Here is an 8,794-nt window from a genome sequence, read left to right as displayed (position 1 = left end):
CGGTCTGTGTCCCCATCGAAAAAAGTGCGCTTTAGCCGCGATGAAATGAAGGTCGTCGTGGTGGTCACGGCGTTGCTGCTCATTGGTCTGCTCGGCACGGACATTCATCTTTCGTCGCTGCCGGAAATCATGAACGTCATGCACGCCTCGCAGCAATATGTGCAGGCGTCGATCTCCGTCTTTCTCTTCGGGACGGGCGTGGGAGCGCTCGTGTATGGACCGATGAGCGACAAGCATGGCCGCAAGCCCGTCATTCTGATCGGCCTCGCGGTTGCGATCATGGGTAATCTCTGGACCGTGTTCGCTGCGAAGATCACGGGCTTTTTGCTCGCGCGCTTCGTTCAGGGGCTGGGCAGCGGCGTGTGCCTCGCCCTGTCGCGCATCGTGCTGGCCGATATCGTGCAAGGCGATCGTTACGCGATTGCCAGTTCGTACATCACCTTGTTCACGGGGCTTTCGTTCGTGCTCGGCCCGCTGGTGGGCAGCTTCGTGCAAACGTGGCGGGTGGCGCGCCAACTTTGTCGTCATGGCGTTGCTGCTCTGCGCGATGTTCGCGGTTTATCTGCGCTGCCGTGAAACGAACGCGCACAAGAATCGCTCGATCACGGCACGCGATGTCTTCGCGGCCTACCGCGTGGTGTTGTCGGATGCGACGTTCGTTTCGTCGACCATTGTGGCCGGTGTCGGCATGACCTGCTTTGTCATGTACACGAGCTCGAGCCCATTCGTGCTGCAGCAGCAGTTCAGCTATTCCGCCACGCAGTACGGATGGGTCAGCGCGCTGGTCGGTAGCGGCCTGGTCGTCAGCCGTTTGCTGTTGCCCAGGTTGATCGGCCGATTCGGGATGCTCCCGACAATGATCGCCGGGCTTTTCATCGCCATCTTCTGCGGCGTTGCGTTGCTGACGCTTTCGACGCTGGGTGGCTTGTCCCCGCGCGGCTTTCTGCTGAGCGTCGCGGGCGTGTCGTTCAGCTACTCCTTTATCGTGCTTTGCGCGTCGGCTATTTGCATGAGCCGCTTTACGGCCCATCGCGGCGCCGCAGGCGCCATTTATTGCTGCTCGCAGATGGGCCTGGCGTTCGGTGTGAATAGCCTCGTGTCGTCCGTGTCGAGCGACGTGATTACGCTGCTGGGCGTGAGTTATATCGCGCTTCCCATGTTGGGTCTGCTGCTTTGCGCCAGGCAATCAGCAGCCCATAGGCTACCAGGAAAAGCGCGCAGGTTACGACGACCGGCAACCGGGCGCTCCCGCTACAGAATAGGAGGGAACACGTTCCAATATTCGTACGCGGCAAAGGAAGAAAGCAGAGCTCGCTGTTTCCAGCGAGTCCCGGCATAGCCGCGTATCAATCTCTGCCTTCGCGAGCTGGGCGATAGCCATCACGGCAATAAAGCAGTCCTCTCGCGATGCTCTAGACGGGACGTCGCACGTATGCCCTCTGTAGCTCAGTCTGACCGTAAGAGCGGCGACGACGGGCGGGAGAGAAATCATGTGCTCGGGATCAAGAAGATGGTTCCACTGGCGAACAATCTCTTCAGTTTCGAGGCCCCAATCCACAGTTGAGAACGCATCGCTGTGGCGCAAGAGTTGCCAGTCTTCAGCGCGCCACCGGCCGCGGTCCGACGGCAGCGCTAGCAACCAGCCCACGATATCGAGCTTACGCTGACCGCCAGGATCAGCCAGGGTCTCTGTCACTGTCAGAAGACTTCTAGTGGGGTTGCGCCCAAGAAGACGGCCTAGCATCTTGATCATTGTTGGAGCGGTGCTGCAATTGTCAGGCCATCTCACAAGCTCTCAGCTTTTCGTAGGCTACAGTGCCGAACGACTGCTTTCGGATACGCTGAACAACCAGTGCGCAAAGCGGCTCGCGGACTGATGCCGCTTTCCCCCATCGAGCCCTCACACGCTCAACTGGCGTTTGAGTGGTTGTACGTCAGCTTCCCAGCCAACTCCGACTGTTGGTCCCGTCCGACATTCGAGCAATTGCTTTCGCTTTTCCTCGGCGATTGCGATGAAGTCGGACAGCTCACGCTCCATGGCCGAATCTTTGGCGCCCGGCTTCCACGTCGCGGCTCCGTGCCGCCGGCGCGTGGTCCGAGCCAGCGCTAACGCTCCTCTCGCAGCTTTTGCACATTCGATTCCCACCTGACCGCAAAAGTCGATCGGCTCACCGAATTCGCGGTATGCCTCTACATACTCCCGAGCGGCGTGCGCCGTTGCCGGGTACTCGCGCAACTCCGAGATGAGTCCACGGCTCAGAACGTCCCATCGCAATTTGTCCGGATAGGCAAAGGCGGGAACGGACACGCCCTTGCTGGCCTCGCGGATCGCGGGACCGACTGGCTCCGACGCTGCCCAGGCTGCCTTATGCATCATCGTACGACAGGTCCGAGCGTAGCTTTCCAGCGCTAACGCCAGCTCCAAAGAAGTGTCACGTCGGCGGCGCCTGCGTTCTCGGCCATCTCGCGCTGCGATCCATACTAGCGTTACGACACTGCCGACCGTCGCCGACGTTAGCGCCAAAGTAATAGGAGTATTCCAGCCAGGTCGCGGGAAAAATTCAAGCCATTCTTGCAGCATACGAAGCGCCTCGGAGAAAGAGGTCCTCAGAGTATAAGCAATCGCAAGCCAGCGTTTTCAGGAGGGAAATTGTGCTGTGCATTTTCGCCACAAGCGCTCCGATCGTGCGCCGCCAATCTTGACAGATCGGCGCAGTAGCCTCACTACCTTTTGGCACCACGGGGGCTACAAATCCCGACTCGCTATAGCGATCAACATAGTTTTGCCTTGGGCGAGCGCGACGCGGATATTGCTGATTCTGAGTGGCTAACGAGGCAGGCTTGGTTCCATGCAGAACTGGGCGGCTTCCGGATCCAGTGAAGAACACCGAGGACACCGTGCTGCTATTAGCTGTCGGGACAGCGGAAGACTATGCTCAGCCAAAAAAGCCGCACCGTCACCGACGACGGTGCGGCAAGGGAGCTGACGGGTGGTGACCGGTTGCCGATACCCGTCAGCGAGAGAGCTCTCAAACTACCACGCCATCTTGCGCTATTCGATCTCTTGCGAAAAGGTCGACGGTATTGTCCGATCAGTACTAGTAGAAGCGCGTCACCGATTGTTGCCGAAACAACTTCGTGAGCGAGTCGAAACCGGCTTGCTGCGATGCTACCTGTGCGTGATATTCGCTAACTATTGTTTCTATTTCGCCAGCGGCTTCGGGGGGCGGGATTGGCACCGCGAACACGCTTCAGATTCTGTGTCACATGCCATCGAAAGAGCGATCAGCGCGAAGGCTGCTTCCCCAGCGGGACATATTCAATGGAACGACGTTTGCGGTTTGTCGCGACACAGCTAGAGCATGGGCTCATCGTGCCGAGCAGGATATCTGCAGTTTCCCGGCTCGAGAATCTAACCTACATATCTTGCGGCAAAGGGAACCGAAAAGATGACACGCGATTCTCAAGCCATTCACAGATGACGGATATTCATCGCTCATAAGGTAAAGATGCCGTCAAATTCGCAGGACCCGGACCGGCCGGCCAAAATCTGGCATATGAACGCCATTGAAATCGACGCGGCGAACCTGTCTGTTAAATTCCCGATCACGTTTGGCTCGTGCTGCCCAGAGCTTAATGTGGTCCACCGGGTCGGTTCCCCCCGAACTAGATCGAACCCGGACTCGCACCGCCAGGCTGGCAATGCCTGGCGGTTTTTTTCGCTCACCAATCGTTCTGACGGATTGCTTGAATGACAAAAGATTTAGCTCTCTTCGGGCTGAACCTCGCCACCGCGTGCACGGTTCGAAGAACTTTCCGCTTGACGATTGATAGACGGCAACCAGGTAGTCGCGACCAATCGAGGATCGATGTTGTATATTCATTGCAAGGGAATCTCTTTCCGTTTGTCGTCTGAAGTGTCCCGCCCCGCTTCTCAGGTTAGGAAAAAGGTCAAATCCAGCGGCTCGCTTTCACGCGTAACCGACCAAAACTCATCCAATCGGGTCACGTAGACCAAACACGACAAAACATTCCACTTTGCGGCAATCACTCCAACTAGCCTGACAGTATGTGGTAGGTTAGAAGCCAGTCAAACTATGCAAGTGAGCGGCCAGTTGGTTGCTTTTCAGCGGCTCCTTGCCACCGTACAGGCGCTGCGACGCAGATCCGTGAATCTGCCAGAACAGATCCGCGATCCCCCGGTATGAAGCTCTAAAAATATCTGATGACTCCAGCAAACTCCTTCTCGGCGACGAACTCCAAAAGACAATCCTCATCACTGGCGGCGCCGGCTACATCGGCTCACACACCTGCGTGGCGCTTCTGGAGGCAGGCATCGACGTCGTCGTCGTAGATAATCTCGTCAATAGCCACCGGGCATCGCTCGCGCGCGTCCAGAAGATCACAGGAAAACAACTCACCTTCTACGAAGAAGATGTGCGCGACGCACGGGCGCTTACGCGCATCTTCGAGACACATAAAATCACTGGCGTGATCCACTTTGCGGCACTCAAAGCCGTCGGCGAATCTGTGGCCAAACCGATCGAGTACTATCGCAACAACCTGGAATGTCTGCTCACGGTCCTGGACGTGATGCGCAGATACGGCTGCAAGCAGTTTGTGTTCAGTTCTTCGGCGACGGTGTATGGCGCGCCGGAGCGCTCGCCCATCGACGAAACCTACCTGCTCACCGCAACCAACCCATACGGACAATCAAAGCTCATCGCCGAGCAGATCCTGCGTGACGTCGCGATCTCAGATCCGTCGTGGCGTATCGCGGTGTTGCGCTATTTCAATCCGGTGGGCGCGCACGAGAGCGGCCTGATTGGCGAAGACCCCGGGTATCCCGAACAACCTTATGCCGTTTGTCGCGCAGGTGGCTGTCGGCAAGCTGCCAAAACTGCGCGTGTTCGGCGGCGACTACCCGACGCCAGACGGTACTGGCGTGCGGGACTACATCCACGTTGTGGATCTGGCAAACGGACATCTAAAAGCGCTCGATGCGCTGGCTGCGCGTGACCAGGGTTTCATCGTGAACCTGGGCACTGGACGCGGCTACACCGTCCTCGAAGTCGTGAAGGCCTTCGAGCAGGCGTGCGAACGTACTGTGCCATATGAAATCGTAGACCGCCGTCCCGGCGACATCGCCGAGTGTTATGCCAATCCCGCCAGGGCACAATCACTCATCGGTTGGAAGGCAGAATACGGCATCGAGCGCATGTGCATCGATCACTGGCGCTGGCAAGAAAAAAACCCGTATGGATATGCATAGCATTTCAATGCATGCGCTCACACTTGCGTCACTGGCACCACACGCATCAATCGGCTTGCGAAAGGCAATGCCGGCGAGAGTTGCATGTGTGCTCCGTGCGCCGCCCTCTCTCGCCTTCGCGCCGACCTCCCCTATGCCAGGTACGCGAAACTGACCGGGAAACTCGCCCCACATGGACGACCCAGCGCTAGCGCGTTGCCCCGCCCCGGCGCCGGGGCCCTGGCCGGGGCCGCGAACCGTGGTACCACTCGTGATGATCAAGGTTGCGCATCAGTTCGTCGCGTCGCCGTTGGCGGCGCCAGCGGGCTGCAACCCTGAATGTGGCGATGACCAGCACAACCGTGCCAACAAGCAAACTGGCCAGAATTGGGTGCACGTTGAGATCCTCCCGCTTGCTCAGTCAGCGTCCTATTCTGTCATCCGGACGTTCAACAAATACTCGCGATCTCCTTCAATCGAACCGCACGGAATCCACTTTAACAGGCGCCGTCGAATCCACTTACGCACAGCTCACGAACAAAACACCGAAACGTTCGCTCGACTTTGAGGCACACCAATCTTCACCGCAATACGTTGATGCTATCGATCAGACAGCTCGTCGGCAACGTGACCGAGATCCGGGCGAAATGTCGCAATGAATCAACTGCCAGATCAGTCATTTATAAAACAGCATAATTCTAACACTATCACGCTATATGAATAATGATCAATATGATTCACCTGTCGATCGCATCCGTAATCTGGAGGAAAAAGTCCATCAACTGTTAGATCAGAATGCGGCGCTTGAGCTTAGACTCCACATACACATGCACGCACTTTCCGAGATCGTGAAGATAGCTACCAACCGCACAAATCGGAGCGCCTCTGCCAAAACGTTTAGGTGCTTCGCGGAGGCGATATTCGTGTCCTCCAAGGGTAGCGACTCGTCCGAAGCGTACTGGAGAGCCGCCCAATCCGAGCTGGACACACTTATGTCAGAATTCGATCAGCTCAACTGCACAAAGGCACTTGACGAAGGTGAACATCCATCTTCAAAGCAAGGCACACACTCGATCGACGAAGAATCCCGTGGAATTCTGCTCTGTACAATAATGGCGGCCATCAAATGCCTCTTCGCGCGACATCCAGATCCTGAAGAGCTAAACGACTTCTGGAGCGCGCATATTGCTGCACTGGAAACGGTTGTTAGACACGCACCCAATCTGTCTGCATCTTCGATCAGTTGGGCGAAAAGCCTCCTGAACGAACACTCCGTCATCGATAAACCGACGCTGCTACACCGAGTATTTCTACCGCTCGATACTGATAGCATGATCGAGACGCCCCTCAATTGCAGAGCAATCCCGTCAATGCTACCGGTTCGGATCGCCAAATTGGCGTCTCCGGATATCGACCTCCATGAATTGCGTTAACGATCAAGTCCAGTCGGAGCGCTCACCGCATCCCGAGCTAACGTAAATACCATCGCTTTGTCAGGAAGCGCGCGCGATTCTTCGCCTCCGTGATCCAGGCCGGATCCCCGTCTCTCCCCGACCATGTCGCTCCTGTCTTTGGATAAAGGGACTTCGCTGGTGGCTTACCTTTCGACATCCTGCTCGTGGACACACTATGAGATCCAAAGATGTCGCGCCAGGAATACCCACATTCATTGACCTTCGCGCCGATGTCCGCGAGAACGACTTGAGATTCAGCGCGCCACGCTTCCGCTGGCTGCTCCCTTCAAGCACAGCCAATTGAGCCTTCGAACAGTCGAAAGTTTCCACCCTGCCCGTTGCCACAAGAACCTCTCGCGTATCCGCGCCAGATGTGAGCCCCCTACTCACGTCGCCTCACGACAGCTCTGTCTGCCCAGGAGCGGCCCGAATGTCAGAACGTGGACTCTTGCCGCGTAGGGGGTAAGTTTTCCCACTGCGCGCAGCGTCAACCCATGAAGGCTTTCGGCCGCGTCCGGACCACACGCGACCCGTCTTTGGGTCACGAATTTTCGCAATCAACTGGCGGGATCTACCTCGGACATCATCAACTGTAAGCTGATGTAACTCCAATTTTCTCCGAATTTCCCGAATCACAATCTCTCGCTCATGCTTGAATACCTCGGCGATCTTGAGATCAAGCATTGCGAGCTGTTCACGCAATTCTTTATAGCTGGACATTTATCGAAGACTGATTCAGGATGGGAAAAAAGCCTGCCATGTCCAGAACATGGCAGGCGAAACCAGGACAGCGGGGGACTATCCTAGGGTACCGATTGGCGCAAAGCTGAATGCACTCGAACAAGCAGTTAGCCGATAGTATCGGCCGCTGACGTCCTCAGACAGCGTTCACGCTCTCGCGCGCATCCTCCGTTTCATTTTCGCGCTGATCAACGCGTCGCAATTGCAGGTTCAGGTACTCAGCAAATTCAGAACCTACCTCGCTGTGCTGGAGCGCGAACTCAACCGTGGCCTTCAGATAGCCGAGCTTGCTACCACAATCGTACCGCTTCCCACGGTACTTGTAGGCGAGGACCTGTTCGTCGCTGAGCAAGGACTCAATTGCATCTGTGAGTTGCAGTTCGCCGCCCGCACCTGGCTTCAATGCGCGCAAATGCTTGAAGATCCGCGGCTTGAGTATGTAGCGACCGACAACACCGAGGTTCGACGGCGCCGCATTGGGTGCGGGTTTTTCGACAATCGCTGAGAGCTTGACGATATTCTCCTCCCACGTCTTTCCGTCGATAACTCCGTATGACCGCGTGTCCGCTCGCGGGATCTCCTCCACTCCGAGCACTGAACTGTGGTAATGGTTGAACAGATCCACCATCTGCGACGTCACGGGCGGCTCACCATGAAGCAGGTCATCTGCGAGAATAACCGCGAACGGGTTATCGCCCACGAGCTTCTCAGCGCACAATACAGCATGGCCGAGCCCAAGCGCTTCCGGTTGGCGAACGTAAAAGCAATCGACATGGCGTGGCTTGATACCACGGACCAGTTCCAGCAGTTGCTTCTTGCCGCGCGCTTCCAGTTCCGCCTCAATCTCGTACGACTTGTCGAAATGGTCCTCAATCGCCCGTTTGCTACGCCCGGTCACGAAAATCATTTCAGTGATGCCCGCTGCAATAGCTTCTTCCACTGCGTACTGGATCAACGGCTTGTCCACAACAGGCAGCATTTCCTTCGGACTTGCCTTCGTGGCGGGGAGGAAGCGTGTACCGAGACCAGCTACCGGAAAAACGGCCTTCGTGACCTTAAGCATACGAACTCCATGATGAAAGCGCTGATATCGGGCGAAAGCATAACGTCGTCCTTCAGCCAGGTGGTGCAAGTGGCCGAATACGTTCCGATTTTGACGGATGTGGATGACATAATCTGTAGGCCTGAGTGTTTGCGTCGCCACAAATCGTTCAAAGCGAACGTCGGAGACACAACATAGGTTGGAATTCTGTGCGCTTCCAACACTTCAGCTTTCTTTCGCAAAGACCCAAACGCCGTGCGACATCTAAATGGATCACACGTTCCACCTTTAGCTCCGACCGCCCCG

Annotated in this window: 6 protein-coding genes and 1 pseudogene; 4 read left to right on the top strand and 3 right to left on the bottom strand. The window is 56.5% G+C overall.

Annotated features, from left to right (window positions below; genetic code table 11):
* The first annotated feature begins 6 nt into the window (after positions 1–6).
* Both BFD71_RS35805 and BFD71_RS35800 read left to right on the top strand, forming a co-directional pair.
* Complete coding sequence (locus BFD71_RS35805; RefSeq protein WP_176733008.1) at positions 7–576, top strand: MFS transporter; 570 nt, start codon at positions 7–9, stop codon at positions 574–576.
* On the top strand, positions 527–1,339 hold the full coding sequence (locus BFD71_RS35800) for an MFS transporter (protein ID WP_083245666.1): 813 nt from the start codon (positions 527–529) through the stop codon (positions 1,337–1,339). Before BFD71_RS35805 ends, BFD71_RS35800 begins: the two co-directional genes overlap by 50 nt.
* A gap of 561 nt (positions 1,340–1,900) precedes the next feature.
* Here BFD71_RS35800 and BFD71_RS35795 read toward each other — a convergent pair.
* Positions 1,901–2,377: a hypothetical protein gene (locus BFD71_RS35795; protein ID WP_256095064.1), complete on the bottom strand. Its 477-nt coding sequence runs from the start codon at positions 2,375–2,377 to the stop codon at positions 1,901–1,903.
* 1,841 nt (positions 2,378–4,218) lie between these two features.
* Between BFD71_RS35795 and galE the strand changes: the two are divergent.
* Positions 4,219–5,272 (top strand): annotated as a pseudogene (gene galE, locus BFD71_RS35790) (UDP-glucose 4-epimerase GalE).
* A gap of 971 nt (positions 5,273–6,243) precedes the next feature.
* Positions 6,244–6,684, top strand: coding sequence for a hypothetical protein (locus BFD71_RS35785; protein WP_141710912.1), 441 nt, complete (start codon positions 6,244–6,246; stop codon positions 6,682–6,684).
* Positions 6,685–7,101: 417 nt separating this feature from the next.
* On the opposite strand, the gene BFD71_RS42925 is transcribed toward BFD71_RS35785, so the two are convergent.
* Positions 7,102–7,389 carry an H-NS histone family protein gene (locus BFD71_RS42925; RefSeq protein WP_441830783.1) on the bottom strand — a complete coding sequence of 96 codons (288 nt, stop codon included), beginning with the start codon at positions 7,387–7,389 and terminating at the stop codon, positions 7,102–7,104.
* A gap of 193 nt (positions 7,390–7,582) precedes the next feature.
* The gene (galU, locus tag BFD71_RS35780) at positions 7,583–8,509 is read right to left on the bottom strand and encodes a UTP--glucose-1-phosphate uridylyltransferase GalU (RefSeq protein ID WP_069268934.1); all 927 of its coding nucleotides are present in this window, start codon (positions 8,507–8,509) and stop codon (positions 7,583–7,585) included.
* Between the last annotated feature and the right edge of the window lie 285 nt (positions 8,510–8,794).

The sequence above is a fragment of the Paraburkholderia nodosa genome, from assembly GCF_001718195.1.
Taxonomy (GTDB): domain Bacteria; phylum Pseudomonadota; class Gammaproteobacteria; order Burkholderiales; family Burkholderiaceae; genus Paraburkholderia; species Paraburkholderia nodosa_A.
This window is presented reverse-complemented; position numbering and strand designations above follow the sequence as displayed.